The sequence below is a fragment of the Dongia rigui genome (assembly GCF_034044635.1).
GTDB classification, from domain to species: Bacteria; Pseudomonadota; Alphaproteobacteria; order Dongiales; family Dongiaceae; genus Dongia; species Dongia rigui.
Genome location: NZ_JAXCLX010000001.1, coordinates 2070975 through 2087714, shown reverse-complemented (window position 1 = coordinate 2087714; position 16740 = coordinate 2070975). Strand labels below are relative to the sequence as shown.

Here is a 16740-nt window from a genome sequence, read left to right as displayed (position 1 = left end):
CAAATCATGTTGATCAAAGAAACTGATTACGGCACCCCGATCCGCCTCTCCACCAAGATGGTGACCCTCACCATCGATGGCCAGGATGTGACGGTGCCGGAAGGTACCTCGATCATGCGTGCCGCCGCCGAGATGGGCACCAAGGTGCCCAAGCTCTGCGCCACCGACAGCATCGAGGCCTTCGGCTCCTGCAGGCTTTGCGCGGTCGAGATCGAAGGGCGCCGCGGCACCCCGGCCTCCTGCACGACGCCGGTCGAGAACGGCCTCAAGGTCTGGACCCAGACCGGCAAGCTCGCCAAGCTCCGCCGCAATATCATGGAGCTCTATATCTCCGACCATCCGCTGGACTGCCTCACTTGCCCCGCCAACGGCAATTGCGAGCTGCAGGACATGGCGGGCGTCGTGGGCCTGCGTGACGTGCGCTACGGCTTCAAGGGCGAAAACCATCTCGATGCGGTGAAGGACGAGAGCAATCCCTATTTCACTTTCGACGCCTCGAAATGCATCGTCTGCTCGCGCTGTGTGCGCGCTTGCGAGGAAGTGCAGGGGACATTCGCCCTCACCATCGACAGCCGCGGCTTTGCCTCGACCGTCTCGCCGGGGCAGAAGGAAGATTTTCTAGGGTCGGAATGCGTGTCCTGCGGCGCCTGCGTGCAGGCCTGCCCGACCGCGACCCTGATGGAAAAGACCATCATCGAAGCCGGCCAGCCGGAGCATTCGGTCGTCACCACCTGCGCCTATTGCGGGGTGGGCTGTTCCTTCAAGGCCGAGATGCGCGGCACCGAAGTCGTCAACATGGTCCCCTATAAGGACGGCGAAGCCAATCACGGCCATTCCTGCGTCAAGGGCCGTTTCGCCTGGGGCTACACGACGCATCAGGATCGCATCACCAAGCCGATGATCCGCGCCAAGATCACCGATCCCTGGAAGGAAGTATCCTGGGAGGAGGCGATCAATTACGCAGCATCCGAGTTCAAGCGCATCCAGGGGAAATACGGCCGCACCTCGGTCGGCGGCATCACCTCGTCGCGCTGCACCAATGAAGAAGCCTATCTGGTGCAAAAGCTGATCCGCGCCGCCTTCGGCACCAACAATGTCGATACCTGCGCCCGCGTCTGCCATTCGCCCACCGGCTATGGCCTGTCGCAGACCTTCGGCACGTCGGCCGGCACGCAGAATTTCGATTCCGTGCGTCAAGCCGACGTCATCATGGTGATCGGCGCCAACCCGACCGACGCGCATCCTGTGTTCGGCAGCCATATGAAAAAGCGGCTGCGCCAGGGCGCCAAGCTGATCGTCGTCGATCCCCGGCGCATCGATCTGGTGAAGTCGGCGCATATCAAGGCCGATTACCATCTGCCGCTGAAGCCCGGCACCAATGTCGCCATGATCAATGCCCTGGCCCATGTCATCGTCACCGAAGGGCTGGTGAAGGAAGACTATGTCGCCGAACGCTGCGACATGATGGAGTTCAACCGCTGGCGCGATTTCGTCTCCGACAAGCGGCATTCGCCGGAGGAGATGGAGAAGTATACCGGCGTCAAAGCCGCCGATGTGCGCGCGGCCGCAAGGCTCTATGCCAGCGTCAAGAATGCCGCCATCTATTATGGCCTCGGCGTCACCGAACACAGCCAGGGCTCGACCATGGTCATGGGCATGGCGAACCTTGCCATGGCGACCGGCAATGTCGGGCACATTGGCGCGGGCGTGAATCCCTTGCGCGGCCAGAACAATGTGCAGGGTTCCTGCGACATGGGTTCGTTCCCGCACGAGCTGACCGGCTATCGCCATATTTCGACCGATGCGGTGCGCGAGCAGTTCAACCAGGCCTGGGGTGTGACGCTGGATCCGGAACCGGGCCTGCGCATTCCCAACATGCTGGATGCCGCCGTCGACGGCACGTTCAAGGGCATCTACATCCAGGGCGAAGACATCGCGCAATCCGACCCCAACACCAAGCATGTGACCGCCGGCCTCGAGGCGATGGAATGCGTCGTCGTGCAGGACATCTTCCTCAACGAGACGGCAAACTATGCCCATGTCTTCCTGCCGGGCACGACCTTCCTCGAGAAGGACGGCACCTTCACCAATGCCGAACGCCGCATCAACATGGTGCGCCAGGCGATTCCGCCGGTGCCGGGTTATGCCGATTGGGAAGTGACCATGATGCTCAGCAAGGCGCTGGGCTATGAGATGAAATACAGCCATCCGTCCGAGATCATGGACGAGATCGCGGCCCTCACCCCGACCTTCAAGGGCGTCTCCTATAAGCGCATCGAGGAGATGGGCTCGATCCAATGGCCCTGCAATGACGCCGCCCCCAACGGCACGCCGACCATGCATATCGACAAGTTCGTGCGCGGCAAGGGCCGCTTCATGATCACCGAATTCGTGCCGACGGAAGAGAAGGTGGGGCCGCGCTTCCCGCTCATCCTCACCACTGGCCGGATCCTGAGCCAGTACAATGTCGGCGCCCAGACGCGGCGCACGGGCAACGTCGCCTGGCATCCGGAAGACATTCTGGAAATCCATGCCTTCGACGCCGAGCAGCGCGGCATCCGCGATGGCGACAACGTCGCCATCATCAGCCGCGTCGGCGAGACGAGCCTCAAGGCCGTCATTTCCGAACGCATGCAGCCGGGCGTGGTCTACACGACGTTCCACCATTTTGGGACCGGCGCCAATGTCATCACCACCGACTTCTCAGACTGGGCGACCAATTGCCCGGAATACAAGGTGACGGCGGTCGAGGTCCGGCTCTCCAACCACCAATCGGAATGGCAGCGTGAAAACGCCCTGTTCCGCCAGGCATCGCGCCGCATCACCAAGGCAGCCGAGTAGGCGATGGCCAAAAAGCTGCAGCAATCTGGCGAGGCGACATCGGCGGGGGATCTTCCCCCGATGGTGCGTCCTGCCAAGCTGCGGCAGCTGGGCTTTGACGGATCGCAGGTGGACCGCCTCGATTTCCTCGCCGAGGAAGTGCCGGTGGCCCTGGTCTATAACGGCATCAGCCATGCCGTGATGATGGCAAGCCCCGCCGATCTCGAGGATTTCGCCCGCGGCTTCTCGCTGAGCGAGGGCATCATTCAGCATGCGGCCGAGATCCGCGATGTCGAGGTGGTGCCGCATGAAAAGGGCATCGAGCTCAACATCGATCTCGCTTCCGAACGCTTCCATCAGTTGAAGGAACGCCGCCGCACGATTGCCGGGCGTACGGGTTGCGGTCTTTGCGGCCTTGATTCGCTTGAGGCGGTCGCGCGCGACCTGCCCCGGGTGACGGCGGCGACGCGGGTGCCCCTGGCCGCCATCGACCGGGCCTTGCGCGATCTGCCGGCGGCACAGGTTCACAATGCCCAGGCCCATGCACTGCACGCCGCGGCCTTTGCCGACACGGACGGCCAGCTGCTGTTCGTGCGCGAGGATGTCGGACGCCACAACGCGCTCGACAAGCTGATCGGCGCCATCACCCAAGCAAAGATCGATCCGGCCGGCGGCTTTGCGCTCATCACCAGCCGCTGCTCGCTCGAGATGGTGCAAAAGACTGCCATCGCCGGGCTCCCCATTCTGGTCTCGGTTTCGGCGCCGACAGCGCTCGCCACACGCCTTGCCGATGATGCCGGCCTCACGCTGTTGGCCCTGGCGCGGCGCGACAGTGTGCTGAGCCTCACCCATCCACATCGCCTTCTGCCTTAAGGGGTCTCCCATCGTGAACGACAACCGTCTTGTCTCCATGGCGAACCAGATCGCCGATTTCTTCCAATCCTATCCGGAAAGCGAGGCGATCGAGGGCATCGCTGTCCATATCGAGAAATTCTGGGACCCGCGCATGCGCCGCGGCATCTACGCCCATCTCAATGCCGGTGGTGCCGATTTGAAGCCGCTGACACGCAAAGCTCTGCAGAAACTCGCCGCCAAGCAACCGGACCTCGCCAAGAGCGCGTGAGGACGTACACCTCCCTTGTCATCGCCGCACTTGGTGCGGGGATCCACGAGTTTCTTTCCACAAATCACCCGCTTACTGGCAAACTCGTGGATGCCCGGGCCAAGCCCGGGCATGACGACTAAGTTTACGGGGCTCCACCAACATGCTTGTGCGCCAGCTCGTCTATCTCGCAGCACTCGCGCGTGAGCGGCATTTCGCCCGGGCGGCGGCGGCGTGCAACATCACGCAGCCGGCGCTCTCCACCGCGATCAAGCAGCTGGAAGAAGAGCTGGGCGTGCCGCTGGTCGAGCGCGACAAGCGCTTCAAGGGCTTCACGCCGGAAGGGCAGGAGGTGCTGCTCTGGGCGCGGCGCATCCTTTCCGATTACGACTCGCTCCGCCAGGGCATCCAGAATGCCAAGCGTTCCCTCACCGGCAATTTGCGCCTCGGCGTCATTCCCTCCGCCTTGCCGCTGGTGCCCCTGGTGACCGACCCGCTTTACGACCGGCACCCGCAGGTGCGCGTCACGGTCTGGTCCACATCGTCGGCCGAGATCCAGCAGGGCATCGATCATTTCGAGCTCGAGGCCGGCATCACCTATCTCGAATCAGAGCCCCTGAAAGGCGTCTTGCAGCGCCCGCTTTATACCGAGCGCTATGTCCTGCTGACGCCCGAACAAGGGCCACTGGGGAAGGCGAAGTTCGCCACTTGGCGCCAGGCCGCCGAATTGCCGCTCTGCCTGCTCACCCCCAACATGCAGAACCGGCGCATCATCGACAGCATCTTCAAATCGGTCGATTGCGCGCCGCGCCCGCAGTTGGAGACCAACTCCGTGGTCAATCTCTGCGCCCATGTGCGCTCTGGCAGGCTTTCCAGCATCGTGCCGAAATCGCTCATCCAGGTTCTCGGCATGCCGAGCGGCGCCGTTGCCCTCGACCTCACCGAGCCGGATATCAGCCGGCAGGTGGGGCTCATCGTCCCGGACCGCGAACCGCTCTCGCCCATCAGCCTCGCGCTGTTCTCGATGCAGTTTCCGGGCTTCAGCGAGGCGTAAGGCTCCCCAGCGATTAATTCGCCTCCCTTTGAGGGGTGGGGGTGGAACTGGATGGGCGCTCGGTTGTACATTCCGCTCACGTGAATTCTCTCGAACGAGACTCCGCATGTCCGTCCAGCCATTGGTCCACGGCTTCTTCGACCCCGACACCGCCACCATCTCCTATGCCGTGATCGACCCGGCGACGAAGGCGGCGGCGCTCATCGATTCAGTGCTGGATTTCAACCAGGCGGCGGGGCGCACCAGCACCAGATCCGCCGACAAGCTGATCGACTGCGTGCGCGCGGCCAGTGCCAAGGTGGAATGGATCATCGAAACCCATATCCATGCCGATCATCTGACAGCGGCGCCTTACCTCAAGTCACAGCTGGGCGGCCGCATCATCATCGGTCGTCATGTGGCGGAGGTGCAGCGAACCTTCGGGCGAATCTATAATGCCGGTAGCGACTTCGCGACCGATGGCAGCCAGTTTGACCAGCTGCTCGGCGATGGCGAGACCTTCCGCCTCGGCTCGATCGAGGCCCGCGCGATGCACACGCCGGGACATACGCCGGCCTGCATGAGCTATCTCATCGGCGATGCGCTGTTCGTCGGCGACACTTTGTTCATGCCGGATTACGGCACCGCGCGCTGCGATTTCCCGGGCGGCGATGCGCGGGAGCTTTATCGCTCCGTCCACAAGCTTTTCGCCTTGCCCGATGCCACACGCATGTTCCTGTGCCACGATTATCTGCCCACGGGTCGCACGGAAATCTGCTGGGAAACGACGGTGGGTGCGCAGAAGGCCGGCAACATCCATGTCAAGCTCGGCATGACGGAAGAGGACTTCGTCGCCATGCGCGAGGCCAAGGACAAGAAGCTCGACATGCCGCGCCTCATTCTGCCAGCCGTCCAGGTCAACATGCGCGCCGGGCATCTGCCGGCGGCGGAAGCGAACGGCACTGCCTACCTGAAGCTGCCGCTCAACGCGTTTTGATTTGCTGCGTTTGTTGGCTGATCACATTCAAGAAAGGTCGCTTCGCCCCCCTCTCCCTAACCCTCCCCCACCTTGGGGGGAGGGAATTCTATCCAGCTTGAACGCGATCTCAATTGCGAACTCGGTGGAACTCCCTCCCCCCAACGTGGGGGAGGGTCGGGGAGAGGGGGCTTCTGCGCCGTCGCTCAATTCCGCTCACTGTCCAACTGCGCCATCTGATAGGCGGCGTAGCGATCGCCGGCGGCAGCACCCTTCGGCACGGCGCGTTCGATGGCGGCGAGATCGGCTGGCGTAAATTTAACATCGAGTGAGCCCAGCGCTTCCGTCAGGCGGTCGCGGCGGCGGGCACCCACCAGCGGCACGATGTCCTTGCCTTGCGCCGCGACCCAGGCGATCGCGATCTGGGCGACGCTCACGCGCTTCTCGTCGGCGATCTTGCGCAAGGCGTCGACCAGCGCCAGGTTGCGATCGACATTCTCACCCTGGAAGCGTGGCGAGTGGCCGCGGAAGTCGGTGGCGCCTTTCAGCGAATCCTTCTGCCAATGTCCGCTGATGAGGCCACGCGACAGCACGCCGTAAGCGGTGATGCCGATGCCTAAGCTGCGACAGGTGGCGAGGATGTTGTCCTCGATGCCGCGTGAGATGAGCGAGTATTCGATCTGCAGATCGACGATGGGATGAACGCTGGCCGCGCGGCGGATCGTCTCCGATCCCATCTCGGACAAACCGATATGGCGCACATAGCCGGCCTGCACCATCTCGGCGATGGTGCCGATCGTGTCTTCGATCGGCACGTCGGGATCGAGCCGCGAGGGGCGATAGATGTCGATATGGTCGAGGCCGAGGCGCACCAGAGATTGCGCGAGAAAGTTCTTCACCGCCTTGGGGCGCGAGTCATAGCCGGACCAGCCGCCGGCCGGATCGCGCAACGCGCCGAACTTCACGCTGACGATCGCCTTGTCGCGTTTCGAGCTGGCCCGCAGCGCCTCGCCGATCAGCATCTCGTTATGGCCCATGCCATAGAAATCGCCGGTGTCGAGCAATGTCACGCCGGCATCGAGGGCGGCATGAAGGGTGGCGATGCTCTCCACCCGGTCGCTCGGGCCATACATCCCCGACATGCCCATGCAGCCCAGCCCCAAGGCGGAGACACTGATGCCGTCGCTGTCCTTGCCCAGAAGTCGCTGCTCCATGATCTCTACCTCTTTCAATGACATCCAACTGATGACGGGCAAGATAGGCTCTGGGGCTCCGTGCGATAATCCGGTATAATGTGAACACCCTGTTCGGATTTTTGCACAATGTCCCAAGCCGATTTCGCCGATCTCGATGCCTTCCGGGCGGTGGCCGAAACACGCTCCTTCCGCCGTGCCGCGGCCTTGCGCAATGTCTCTGCCTCGTCCTTAAGCGCCGCCCTGCAGCGGCTGGAGGCGCGGCTTGGCGTGCGGCTGCTCAACCGTACCACGCGTTCGGTGACGCCGACCGAGGCCGGACAGCGCCTGCTCGAGCGCCTGCGACCCGCCCTCGGCGAAGTCGCGGCCGCGCTTGATGCCATCAACGATCTGCGCGACACGCCCACCGGCACCTTGCGCCTGGAAGTGCCGATCATCGTCGCCAAACACGTGCTGCCGCCGATCGTGGCCGCATTCCTCAAGGCCTATCCCGGCATCACATTGGACGTGCGGGCGAGCGACGTTTTTATCGACGTGCTGGCCGCCGGTTTCGATGCCGGCATCCGCTATGATGAATCGCTGGAACGGGACATGATCCGGCTGCCCATCGGCCCCCGGCGGCAGCGTTTCGTGCTGGTGGCATCCCCGGAATACCTCGCGCGCGCGGGGACACCTAAGCACCCAAACGACCTGCTGCAACACGCCTGCATCCGCCACCGTTTCTTGAGCGGCAACGCCCCGCAATGGGAGTTCGAGAAAGGGCGGCAGACGATCCGGGTCAATGTCACCGGCCCGCTCATTGCGAGCTCCAGCGAGCTGGAGGTCGACGCCGCCATCGCCGGTCTCGGCCTCGTCTTCACCTTCGAGGAATTCGTCGCCTCTGCCCTGGCGTCGGGACAGCTGGTTGGCATCATGGCCGATTGGTGGGTCGAATTCTCCGGTCCCTATCTTTACTACCCCAGCCGCAATTTGATGCCGGCCCCGTTGCGCGCCTTTGTCGATTTCGTGAAGGCCTTTCCTGACGGTTCAAAGGCGAAAGACGGATTGTGACCCAGATCACAGACGCCTTTTCAGGGGAGGGTTATGGTCCTCCTCATGAAGCGGGGTCACCCAACCGTCCCCATCTCCGCTTCATTTCGCGGGCGCCCGATGCCATCCCCATCAGGCGCCCGCAACTATTTTGGGCGGCTTGCTTTCCGGCGCCCCAGGTCCCATTTAGATAGCGAAATGGAGGCCGCCATGCAGAAAACCGCCGAGAAAACTTTTCCCGTTACCCGCAGCGATGCCGAATGGCGCCAGCGCCTGACGCCGGAGCAGTATCACGTGATGCGCGGCCATGGCACCGAGCGGCCAGGTTCCTGTGCGCTTAATTACGAGAAGCGCCATGGCAGCTTCACCTGCGCCGGCTGCGACCAGCCCCTCTTTATCTCCGGCACCAAATTCGAAAGCGGCACCGGCTGGCCGAGCTTCAATGATCCGGTCCCCGGCTCGGTCGAAACGACGACCGATCGCAGCCATTTCATGGTGCGGACCGAAGTGCATTGCGCGACCTGCGGCAGCCATCTCGGCCATGTCTTCGAGGATGGCCCGCCGCCCACGCATCTGCGCTATTGCATCAACGGTGTCGCCATGAACTTCACGCCGGACGAATAAGCAGCGGGCGTTCAGCGCGGCAGGCGCGGTGCGGTTGCGCCGGCGCCGGCCTGCAGCGCGTATTGCCAGTCGGCGAGTTCATCGCGCAAGGGCCTGACCCGCCCGCGCCAATCGCCATAATCTTCAAGGCCGATAAACTGGCGCACGGCCTCGGCGCCAATAGGCGCCACGTCTTGATGCGCGCCCTGGCGATGCCCCAGCGGCCAGATGCCGAACTCATATTCCGTGTGACCGCCGGACAGGGTGCGAATGCGGCAGCTGCCGTATAGCGGCCGCGCGGTCTCGTAAGCGGTGTGATAGTGATCCAGCCAGGGCTCTTCTTCAGCGCTGTTGGGGAGTATCTCGTCAAGATAGCGGCCGGCGAAATTGCTGCCGGCGACATCGCGGACCGCCGTTCCGATCAGGCGATAGCGGAGGCGAAAAGGCTGCTCGACCTCGGACAGAAGCAAAAAAGGCAGCAGAGGGGTGAAGGTGCTGGGATCGAAATCCGCTCTGTCAGGAAGGCTATCCCCAGCACAGGATTGCCACCAGGCATCCAGCGCTTTGACGCGCGCCGACCGTGATCGGCTGAGATCTGCCCATGCCGTCATGCCGCTACCATCAGGTCGTGATCCGGGTCCGATTGGCGACCACGGTAGAACGACCGCAGTCAGGCGACTAAGCTTATCCTTAGCATGTGGGACATTACTGACTTGAATCAAGAAGCTTTTTCGAAGGCCCAGATGGCGAGTTGCCGCGGGTCACGTTCCGCTGTCGCCGGTCGACCAGAAGTCACACGGTCATAAGCAGGCTGGCCCGACCTTGGACCACGTGTAAAAACGTCAGAACAAGGCTGCTGAGGGATCACCCGCCGACCGGTCGGTGCCTGCCCGCCGCAAGGCAGCGGCTTCGGCGCGGATCGCTTGACGCACATCGCTGGGGAGGCGGGCGAGCGCATCCATCACCAGCTTCATGCGGGGATGGGCGGCAAAGCGCGTTTCGTGACGGTCGAGAAAGTCCCAGTAGAGCAAGGTCATCGGACAGGCGTCCTTGCCGTGGCGCTGGCTGGGATCGTACCGGCAGCCGCGACAATAATTCGACATCCGATCGATATAGGCCCCTGATGCCGCATAGGGTTTCGACGCCATCACGCCCCCATCGGCATGGATTGCCATGCCGTGCGTGTTGGGCAGTTCCACCCAGTCGAAGGCGTCAACGAAGACCGCGAGATACCATGCTTCGATTTCCGCCGGGCGCACACCCCAGAGAAGCGCCAGATTGCCAGTCACCATCAGTCGCTGAATGTGATGGGCATAGCCGTGACGGCGGATCGTGCCGATGACGTCGCGCACGCAGGCCATGTCGGTCTCGCCATCCCAATAGAAGGCGGGCAGCTTCTGATCGGCGCCAAGCGCATTGCCTTCGGCATAGCCCGGCATCAGATGCCAATAGACGCCGCGCACATATTCACGCCAGCCGAGAATCTGCCGGATGAAGCCCTCGACCGCATTGATGGGTGCCACACCTTGGCGATAGGCGCGCTCCGCCAAGGCGCAAGCGCGTCGCGGATCGAGCAGGCCGATATTGAGATAGGGCGAGATCAAGCCATGATGCAGAAATGGTGCCCCCGCACGCATCGCATCCTGGTAATCACCGAAGCAGGGCAGATGGTGCGCGATGAAATCCTCCAGCGCCCGTTCCGCGTCCGCATGCGTGACGGCCCAGCCGAAACCATCGAGCGTGCCGAAATGATGTGGAAAGCGCCGCTCGACCAGATCGATCACCGATTGGGTGATGGCGTCGGGCGGAAAGCGCCGCCGTTCCGGCACGGCGCGATGACGCGGCCACGCCTTGCGGTTGGCGGCATCGAAGTTCCACTGTCCGCCTGCCGGTTTGGCGCCATCCATCAGCAAGCCCGTGGCAGCGCGCATCTGCCGATAGAAGAATTCCATGCGCAGTTCACGGCGTGGTGCCGCCCATGCCGCAAATTGAGAGGGCGTCGAAAAGAAGCGCGTGTCTTCGACCCATTCGACCGAGAGATCCATCTCAGATGCCAGTGCATGGAGGTCAGCCAGGACGCGATGCTCGCCCGGATGTGTCACGACAATGCCGGCGGCCCGATGCCGCTTCACGGCGCGCTCGATTTCGCCGCTGAAACTGCCGCTATTGGCAGCGTCATCGAGCCGCACATAATCGACCGTGTAGCCAGCTGCGCGCAGTTCCTCCGCAAAGTGACGCATGCCGGAGAGGATCAGGACGATTTTTTGCTTGTGGTGCGCGACATAGGTCGCCTCGTCCATCACCTCCATCATGAGCACGACGTCACGCGCAGGGTCGATCGCCTGCAAGGCACCGATATCCAGACTGAGTTGGTCACCGAGAATGACGGCCAAGCGCGTCATGACCCGATACCTATCGCAAGTAAGCGCGCTGGCGGGATATGGTGGCGGCGGTTTTTCAGCAACGGCATGGTGACATGGTAGCGAGCCTCGACGATCTGTTCAGGCTTTGGGAGAATTTGCGCGGCACGGCGGAAATGCCGCTGCATTCCGCTTTCGGCCCGGAGGTCCTGCGCCCCTGGCTGCCGAATCTACTCATCGTCGAGGTACACCGCGCCGAGAAGCGTTTTTACTACCGCTTGGCCGGAACGGCGCTGAGTGCGCGGTACAACATGAACTTTACCGGCCGCTGGCTGGAAGACATGCGCATCGAAGGCAGTCCCGGATATTGGGAGGCGAATTTCGCTGCCACCGCAGCCATGCGTGAGCCGCGTTTGGGCGCTGTCCCGCAATTTGATGCCGACTTCAACCAGCGCCGTTGCACATGGCTGATGCTGCCGCTGGTACCGGATCTGCCACCACGCGGTGGACCCGGTCCGCTCGACCTGGTCATTCTCGGCTGCGTTCTCTTTGGCGGGCAGTAGCGGCACGGACATCGGCTCAGCTTTTGCCGCGCAGCGTACCGCGCCCGCCATCGACGCCGACGATCTGGCCCGTGATCCAGCCAGCCTCCGGTGACATCAGAAAGGCGCCCAAAGCGGCAACGTCCTCGGGTTCCCCCAGGCGCTGCAACGGATGGAGTGCCGCAATACTGCGCGCCATTTGTTCGTTGGCAAGAAGGGGTGCCGCGAGTGCAGTGCGCGTCAACGAAGGCGCCACACAATTGACGCGGATGGCTGGCGCCAGTTCGGCAGCAAGGGCGCGCGTCAGCCCTTCGACAGCGCCCTTGGCCATCGAGATCGCCGCGTGGTTCGGGAATCCCTGCCCCACCGCCACGCTGGAGAACAACAGCACGCTGGCATTTCCGGCTTCCTTGAGGCGCGGCAACGCGGCCTGGACGGCCAAGGCGGCACCCGTGGCATTCACCCGGTACGCTTCCAGCATCTCATCGACGGTGAGGCGCGCGAGCGGTTTAAGGTTGATGGTCCCCACGGCATAGACGAGGCCATCGACCGGTTCCTGCACCTGGGCCAAGGCGGCATCAAGCCGATCTTCCTTGCCGACATCACAGCTGGCCCAGGTGGCATCCAGTTCCGCCGCCAGGGCACCGAGCCTCTCTGGGTCGCGCGCCACCAAATGCAGCCGGCGGCCAGCTGCCGCGAGGCGGCGGGCCAGGGCGCTGCCGATCCCGCCGGTTGCGCCGAAAATGATGGTAACGCCCATGATGGCCAATCCCTTTGCTGCTACCCCTTCGGTACGAAAGGCCGAGAGGGCTGGTTCAGCGCCGGCTTGCCGATCCGGCGCCGGACGGCCCATATTGCGCCACATGATGCGCCGCCCAAAGACGGTCGCCGGGATCCTGGGCCTGATTCTGATCACAGCCTGCACCCCCGGGCCACCCCCCATCACGGCTGCCGGCCATTACCGCCTGGATTACAGCGGGGTTTACGGCACGGGCCGCATCGAACTGATGCTTCAGGACGGGCAGGTGAGCGCGCTCGGTGTTGCCGAGGCGGGGCTTGATTACCGTGGTTCTTATCGGCAGGCCCAGGATCGGCGCCAGGTACAGGTCGACCTCATTGTCCATTTGCCCCCGACACGGCAGATCATCGACGGCGTCGCCATTGTCGGCACGGCGCGGGAAATGCCGGTCCAGTTCACCATTCCAGCGAACCTGGATCCCGGCGCACGGTGGCCGATCCGGATCGAAACGCAAGTTGGGCCCATCCGCGCCGACATCACGCGCTTGCCCTGAAAAATGCTGCGCAACAAACGAGTCGCAACAGTGGCTTAGTCGTAGCCGAGCGGCGTCGCCTTGCCGCGAAAGACGTGATAGCTCAGCGCCGAATAGGCGATGATGGCCGGCAACACGAAAAGCGCGCCGATGAGGATCACGAGCAGGCTTTCCGGGGCCGATGCCGCCTCGAACAAGGTCAGGCGATCCGGTACGACGTAAGGATAAAAGGAATAGGCAAGGCCCGTGAAGGCGAGGGCGTAAAGCCCGGTCACCGCGATGAAGGGCAGGCGGCACCAGCGGTCATGGGCCGGCGTCATGTTGCGCAAGAACACCGCCAGCACGATGAAGATCACGGCCGAGCCGATCGGCAAAGGCGCCAGAAGCAGGATTGTCGGCCCGCTGAACCATTTTTCGAAAATGCGCGGGCTGACCAGTGGCGAGGCGAGGGAGATTGCCGCCATGCCGACGGCGGCAAAGGTCAAGGTCCGCCCGGCCCAGCCGATGGCGCGCGCCTGCAAGGGACCTTCCGTCTTGATGATGAGCCAGGTCGCACCGACCAGCATGAAACCCGCCACCAGGCAGATTGCCGTGAGGAGGCCAAAGGCGACGGTTGCCGGGTTCTGATCCAGCCCCATCACATAGACCCCCAGCATATAGCCCTGGGTGAGCGACGTGAGGAGCGAGCCGGCGATGAAGATCCGGCTCCACATGCGTTTCCCCTCCCCTTCCGCCTTGGCGCGGAATTCGAAGGCGACGCCGCGCAGGATGAGACCGATCAGCATCAACACGACCGGCAGATAGAGCGCCGACAAGATGATGCCATGCGCTGCCGGAAAGGCCACCAGCAGCAGGCCCACGGCCAGCACCAGCCAGGTTTCATTGGCATCCCAGAAGGGGCCGATCGCCGCCATCATGCGGTCCTGTTCCGCCTCGTCACCGAAGGCGAACAACATGCCGATGCCAAGATCGAAGCCGTCAAGCACGACGTAGATGAGGATGGAAAGTCCCATGAGGCCAGCAAAGGCAAGCGGCAGCCAAATTTTGGGATCACCGAAGAGGTCGAGCATGGTGTCTCACTCCGCCGCTGCGAATGTGCCGGCCTCAACAGGTTTGTCGGGTGCGGGTTTTTCACCCTTGGCCGCCTTGCGCGCCAGCTTGGTGATGACGCCGATATAGGCGACGATCAGTGTGGCATAGACGATAAGGTAAAGCGCCAGACTGAGCCCGATCATCGGCGCGGGCACATCGCTCGCAGCCTCGGCGGTGGTGAGGATGCCGGTCACGAGGTAGGGCTGGCGGCCGATTTCGGTCACATACCAGCCGGCCAGCGTCGCCACCCAGCCGGAGAAGGTCATGCCGATGAAGACGCGCTGCAGGAGCCGCGGCATCTCGCGACCGCGCATGAGATAGAAGCTCCCCAGCCACGAGACAGCCAGCATCAGGAGGCCGAGCCCCACCATGATGCGGAAGGCAAAGAAGAGCGGCTTCACCGGCGGATGCTTCCCCGCATAATCGTTGAGGCCGGGCACGACGCCATCGGGTGAATGGCGCAGGATCAGGCTGGCGCCGGAAGGTATCCCGATCTCGAAATTGTTTTCGCGTTTTTCTTCGTCCGGCCAGGCAAAGAGCAGCAGCGGCACCTGGCCGCTGGTCTGCCAATTGCCCTCCATCGCCGCCACCTTTTGCGGCTGGTGCTCCAGCGTGTTGAGCCCGTGCATGTCGCCGGCCAGAATCTGCAGCGGAATGAGGATTGCCGCCAGATAGACACCCGTCTTCAAGCCGGCCTTGAGATCATCGGACCTTTCGCCCCAGAACCAGCGCAAGGCGGATACGCCGGCGATGAGGAAGCTGGCCGTGAGACCGGAAGCCAGCAGCATATGCGTCAAGCGATAGGGAAAGCTGGGATTGAAGATGATGGCGATCCAATCCTCGGCATAAACGACGCCGTCGCGCAGTTCATAGCCGGCGGGCGTCTGCATCCAGGAATTGAGGGCGATGATCCAGAAGGCCGAGACAGTGGTGCCGAAAGCGACCAGGAACGTGGCCAGGCTGTGCACCCAATTGGGCACGCGTTTGAAGCCGAACAGCATGATGCCGAGGAAGACGGCCTCAAGGAAGAAGGCCGTCATCACCTCATAAGCCAGGAGCGGCCCAGCGATATTGCCGACCTTCTGCATGTAGCCCGGCCAGTTGGTGCCGAACTGGAAGCTCATGGTGATGCCGGAAACGACCCCCATGGCGAAGGAGAGCGCAAAGACCTTTACCCAGAAGCGATAGCTGAGCATCCAGCGCATGTCGCCTGGTGCCACCCGTTGCAGGCGGTCGTGACGCAGCTTGAAGTAAAGCAGCACCCAGCCCAGGGCGATGGTGATGCTGGGAAAAAGAATATGGAACGAGATGTTGGCGGCAAATTGCAGGCGCGCCAGGATGAGTGCGTCCATTCCATCATTCTCCTGCTGCCGGCAACGACAGATCGGGGGCGAAAGATTGGAATCACTCTAAACGACGCAGGCTGACCGGCCAGCCGGCATTTGGCCGCACGCGACAGATTGCCTCGGCTCAAGGCATCGGCGCAAAGAGCTCGACTGGCTTCTCGACACCGCGCAAGGTTCGGGCACCGACTAGGCGCATCGGCCGCTGCAGGATCGCCGTGAAGCCACCGGAGGCCAGGACCGGCTCGTGCAATTCCTTGGTCAGGTCCTGGATGCGGCTGGCTTGGTTCACGGCTGGACCAATGACGGTGAAGTCCAGCCGCGTGCCGGTGCCGATATTGCCGAAGGCCACCGACCCGGCATGGAGACCGATGCCGAAATCGATGGGTGCCCGCCCTTCCGCCAGCAGCGCCGCGTTGAGTGTGGCAAGATTGCCGCGCGCCGCCAGCGCCGCCAGAACTGCGGCCTCGTGGACATTGGCGCGGCTGGCATCATCCGTGATGGGAAAGACGGCCAGCAATCCATCGCCCATGAATTTTAGGATCTGGCCGTCATGCGCCGCGATTGCGCCACCCAGCGTGTCGAAATAGCGGTTGAGCAAATCGACCATGGCGATCTCGCCCAGGACTTCACTCAGGGAGGTGAAGCCACGGAGGTCGGCGACCAGGATGGCGGCATCGATCGGCTCCACAGCGCCGCGTTCGACTTGCCCGCCATAGACACGCTTGCCGGCGATCTTGCCGACATAGGCATCGAGAAGATCGAGGGCGATGATGCGCAAGGCGACGCGTTCCATAAAGGGCGTGATCGCCCAGGCGATGCGGCGCAGCAATCCGGCACCGAGATCGTCGCCGCCCAGATCAGCAAACCCGCCCGGCCGCCGTGTCGCGAAGGACATGGTGCTGGTCCGGTTGGTATCCTGGAAAGGCAGCGGGAACAGGCAGTAATCGGTGTTGCCCTGGGCACTGAGATCCTGGATGAGCGGCATGTCCGGGACGGCGTCGCCGACGCGCCAGCGCCAGGGGCGATTGGTCTGCTCGATGACATAGACGGGGCTGCGCAAGTAATCGTCCCAGGTGAGAATGCCGGCGCGCTTGACCTGCCGCTCCTCGATCTCGCCATCGCGCCAATAGAGCGTGCCGCCGGACAGCTCCGGATGCAGCACTTCCATGGCGATGGAGATGCGGCTGAACGGGCCGATCCAATCATTTAGGCGATTGCAGAATTCGGCAAACACCTCGGCAAAGGTCAAGGCACCCAGATTGTTGTCGAGTGTTCCATCGCTGCGCTTGCCGGTATCCCCCAGCGCCGCCTGCGCCAGCCACGCCACCAGCCGGCCGAATCCATCCATGTCATTGGCAGGAAGTTGCGTCATG

General features: G+C 63.0%; 16 protein-coding genes. 9 read left to right on the top strand and 7 right to left on the bottom strand.

Annotation, left to right across the window (positions count from 1 at the left end; genetic code table 11):
• The first annotated feature begins 3 nt into the window (after positions 1-3).
• The 5 genes from fdhF to SMD31_RS09710 all read left to right on the top strand — a co-directional run bounded on the left by fdhF (position 4) and on the right by SMD31_RS09710 (position 5952).
• Positions 4-2841, top strand: coding sequence for a formate dehydrogenase subunit alpha (fdhF, locus tag SMD31_RS09730; RefSeq protein ID WP_320501023.1), 2838 nt, complete (start codon positions 4-6; stop codon positions 2839-2841).
• A gap of 3 nt (positions 2842-2844) precedes the next feature.
• On the top strand, positions 2845-3693 hold the full coding sequence (gene fdhD / locus SMD31_RS09725; protein WP_320500621.1) for a formate dehydrogenase accessory sulfurtransferase FdhD: 849 nt from the start codon (positions 2845-2847) through the stop codon (positions 3691-3693).
• A 13-nt stretch (positions 3694-3706) separates the two neighbouring features.
• The gene (locus SMD31_RS09720) at positions 3707-3943 is read left to right on the top strand and encodes a formate dehydrogenase subunit delta (RefSeq protein ID WP_320500620.1); all 237 of its coding nucleotides are present in this window, start codon (positions 3707-3709) and stop codon (positions 3941-3943) included.
• A gap of 142 nt (positions 3944-4085) precedes the next feature.
• Positions 4086-4976: a LysR family transcriptional regulator gene (locus tag SMD31_RS09715; protein ID WP_320500619.1), complete on the top strand. Its 891-nt coding sequence runs from the start codon at positions 4086-4088 to the stop codon at positions 4974-4976.
• A 106-nt stretch (positions 4977-5082) separates the two neighbouring features.
• Positions 5083-5952 carry an MBL fold metallo-hydrolase gene (locus SMD31_RS09710; protein ID WP_320500618.1) on the top strand — a complete coding sequence of 290 codons (870 nt, stop codon included), beginning with the start codon at positions 5083-5085 and terminating at the stop codon, positions 5950-5952.
• 185 nt (positions 5953-6137) lie between these two features.
• On the opposite strand, the gene SMD31_RS09705 is transcribed toward SMD31_RS09710, so the two are convergent.
• The gene (locus SMD31_RS09705; protein WP_320500617.1) at positions 6138-7145 is read right to left on the bottom strand and encodes an aldo/keto reductase; all 1008 of its coding nucleotides are present in this window, start codon (positions 7143-7145) and stop codon (positions 6138-6140) included.
• A 108-nt stretch (positions 7146-7253) separates the two neighbouring features.
• Between SMD31_RS09705 and SMD31_RS09700 the strand changes: the two genes are divergently transcribed.
• Complete coding sequence (locus tag SMD31_RS09700) at positions 7254-8174, top strand: LysR family transcriptional regulator (RefSeq protein ID WP_320500616.1); 921 nt, start codon at positions 7254-7256, stop codon at positions 8172-8174.
• Between the two features lie 189 nt (positions 8175-8363).
• A complete protein-coding gene (gene msrB, locus SMD31_RS09695; protein ID WP_320500615.1) occupies positions 8364-8777 on the top strand; it encodes a peptide-methionine (R)-S-oxide reductase MsrB in 414 nt (137 codons plus the stop codon).
• A gap of 11 nt (positions 8778-8788) precedes the next feature.
• Here msrB and SMD31_RS09690 read toward each other — a convergent pair whose 3' ends face one another.
• Together SMD31_RS09690 and SMD31_RS09685 are read right to left on the bottom strand one after the other, a co-directional pair.
• Positions 8789-9367 (bottom strand): PAS domain-containing protein, encoded by a 579-nt coding sequence (locus tag SMD31_RS09690; protein ID WP_320500614.1) that lies wholly within the window; start codon positions 9365-9367, stop codon positions 8789-8791.
• 231 nt (positions 9368-9598) lie between these two features.
• Complete coding sequence (locus SMD31_RS09685; RefSeq protein WP_320500613.1) at positions 9599-11158, bottom strand: cryptochrome/photolyase family protein; 1560 nt, start codon at positions 11156-11158, stop codon at positions 9599-9601.
• Between the two features lie 74 nt (positions 11159-11232).
• Here SMD31_RS09685 and SMD31_RS09680 point away from each other — a divergent pair, with 74 nt between their 5' ends.
• On the top strand, positions 11233-11679 hold the full coding sequence (locus SMD31_RS09680; protein WP_320500612.1) for a PAS domain-containing protein: 447 nt from the start codon (positions 11233-11235) through the stop codon (positions 11677-11679).
• A 16-nt stretch (positions 11680-11695) separates the two neighbouring features.
• On the opposite strand, the gene SMD31_RS09675 is transcribed toward SMD31_RS09680, so the two are convergent.
• On the bottom strand, positions 11696-12523 hold the full coding sequence (locus tag SMD31_RS09675) for an SDR family NAD(P)-dependent oxidoreductase (protein WP_320500611.1): 828 nt from the start codon (positions 12521-12523) through the stop codon (positions 11696-11698).
• Between SMD31_RS09675 and SMD31_RS09670 the strand changes: the two genes are divergently transcribed.
• Positions 12522-12950, top strand: a complete 429-nt coding sequence (locus tag SMD31_RS09670) for a hypothetical protein (protein WP_320500610.1) — start codon at positions 12522-12524, stop codon at positions 12948-12950. The two genes, SMD31_RS09675 and SMD31_RS09670, sit on opposite strands and share 2 nt — an antisense overlap.
• Positions 12951-12985: 35 nt before the next feature.
• Here SMD31_RS09670 and SMD31_RS09665 read toward each other — a convergent pair whose 3' ends face one another.
• From SMD31_RS09665 to SMD31_RS09655, 3 genes are all read right to left on the bottom strand, one after another.
• The gene (locus SMD31_RS09665; RefSeq protein ID WP_320500609.1) at positions 12986-13999 is read right to left on the bottom strand and encodes a cytochrome d ubiquinol oxidase subunit II; all 1014 of its coding nucleotides are present in this window, start codon (positions 13997-13999) and stop codon (positions 12986-12988) included.
• Positions 14000-14005: 6 nt separating this feature from the next.
• Positions 14006-15373, bottom strand: coding sequence for a cytochrome ubiquinol oxidase subunit I (locus SMD31_RS09660; RefSeq protein ID WP_320500608.1), 1368 nt, complete (start codon positions 15371-15373; stop codon positions 14006-14008).
• 118 nt (positions 15374-15491) lie between these two features.
• A complete protein-coding gene (locus SMD31_RS09655; RefSeq protein ID WP_320500607.1) occupies positions 15492-16739 on the bottom strand; it encodes an adenylate/guanylate cyclase domain-containing protein in 1248 nt (415 codons plus the stop codon).
• Position 16740 lies beyond the last annotated feature (1 nt).

What these genes read in the sequence shown, in the direction of transcription:
- SMD31_RS09685 (WP_320500613.1), bottom strand. Translation starts at nt 11,158, where the DNA reads ATGACGCGCTTGGCCGTCATTCTCGGTGACCAACTCAGTCTGGATATC.
- SMD31_RS09715 (WP_320500619.1), top strand. Translation starts at nt 4,086, where the DNA reads ATGCTTGTGCGCCAGCTCGTCTATCTCGCAGCACTCGCGCGTGAGCGG.
- SMD31_RS09670 (WP_320500610.1), top strand. Translation starts at nt 12,522, where the DNA reads ATGATGCGCCGCCCAAAGACGGTCGCCGGGATCCTGGGCCTGATTCTG.
- SMD31_RS09660 (WP_320500608.1), bottom strand. Translation starts at nt 15,373, where the DNA reads ATGGACGCACTCATCCTGGCGCGCCTGCAATTTGCCGCCAACATCTCG.
- SMD31_RS09680 (WP_320500612.1), top strand. Translation starts at nt 11,233, where the DNA reads ATGGTAGCGAGCCTCGACGATCTGTTCAGGCTTTGGGAGAATTTGCGC.
- fdhD (WP_320500621.1), top strand. Translation starts at nt 2,845, where the DNA reads ATGGCCAAAAAGCTGCAGCAATCTGGCGAGGCGACATCGGCGGGGGAT.
- msrB (WP_320500615.1), top strand. Translation starts at nt 8,364, where the DNA reads ATGCAGAAAACCGCCGAGAAAACTTTTCCCGTTACCCGCAGCGATGCC.
- SMD31_RS09665 (WP_320500609.1), bottom strand. Translation starts at nt 13,999, where the DNA reads ATGCTCGACCTCTTCGGTGATCCCAAAATTTGGCTGCCGCTTGCCTTT.
- SMD31_RS09655 (WP_320500607.1), bottom strand. Translation starts at nt 16,739, where the DNA reads ATGACGCAACTTCCTGCCAATGACATGGATGGATTCGGCCGGCTGGTG.
- SMD31_RS09690 (WP_320500614.1), bottom strand. Translation starts at nt 9,367, where the DNA reads ATGACGGCATGGGCAGATCTCAGCCGATCACGGTCGGCGCGCGTCAAA.
- SMD31_RS09675 (WP_320500611.1), bottom strand. Translation starts at nt 12,523, where the DNA reads ATGTGGCGCAATATGGGCCGTCCGGCGCCGGATCGGCAAGCCGGCGCT.
- SMD31_RS09710 (WP_320500618.1), top strand. Translation starts at nt 5,083, where the DNA reads ATGTCCGTCCAGCCATTGGTCCACGGCTTCTTCGACCCCGACACCGCC.
- SMD31_RS09705 (WP_320500617.1), bottom strand. Translation starts at nt 7,145, where the DNA reads ATGGAGCAGCGACTTCTGGGCAAGGACAGCGACGGCATCAGTGTCTCC.
- SMD31_RS09700 (WP_320500616.1), top strand. Translation starts at nt 7,254, where the DNA reads ATGTCCCAAGCCGATTTCGCCGATCTCGATGCCTTCCGGGCGGTGGCC.